Below are 727 nucleotides of genomic sequence, written 5' to 3' on the forward strand. Positions count from 1 at the left end.
GGCTTCCAAAGGTCTTCTCGAAGCTTTCATCGAAAAACGTACCGATGTTTGCGATTCTGTTGTGCACTTCTTCTCTCTATATTGGCGTATTGATTTCTCTGTTCGCAGGAAGCCAAACATTTAATTATTTAATGGGATCATTGGGATATACCGTTTTATTCATTTGGCTGATCATCGGATTCGCTCATTTAAAATCGAGAAAACAGCAAACGGAAACACCGGCCTATTATGTAAAATGGTTCCCGTACACGACATGGTTTGCGATTGTGGCATTACTCGCCATTCTGATCGGGGTCATCATGACAACATCAATTGTCATTACTGGCATTACTGCGGCGATCTACCTTTTGATTACAGTTGCATATTTGGTCAAAGGACGCAAGCATCAGTAAATAAGAAACCCTCTTGCCGCAGCTGGCAAGAGGGTTTTTATTATTGTGCAGCTTTCTCGTTTATACCAATCGCCGCAGCTTTCTGCGCTTTTGATTTTGTATTCACGAGACAGATGCTCGTGACAATCAGCAGCAGCCCTGCCAAGAGGCTAAGGGTGAGCGGTTCATGCAGGAAAATGGAGCTGGCCACGATTGATATGAGCGGAATCAAAAAAGTATAAGATGCGACCTTGCTTGCTTCGCCTGAACCGACAAGCGTAAAAAAGACAAGCCAGCCGAGCGCGATAACGAATACGGAGATGAACAGCAGGCTCGTGATAAACGGAGCTGTCCAT

Annotated in this window: 1 protein-coding gene and 1 pseudogene; one reads left to right on the top strand and one right to left on the bottom strand. The window is 44.7% G+C overall.

What is annotated here, in order from left to right:
- A pseudogene (locus tag ACWHAR_RS26850) lies at positions 1-392 on the top strand (amino acid permease); the annotation flags it as partial.
- Between the two features lie 40 nt (positions 393-432).
- On the opposite strand, the gene ACWHAR_RS26855 reads toward ACWHAR_RS26850, so the two are convergent.
- On the bottom strand, positions 433-727 hold a 295-nt coding region (locus ACWHAR_RS26855; protein ID WP_452088398.1), incomplete at its 5' end, for an EamA family transporter.

The organism is Bacillus sp. LR--39, from assembly GCF_053613335.1.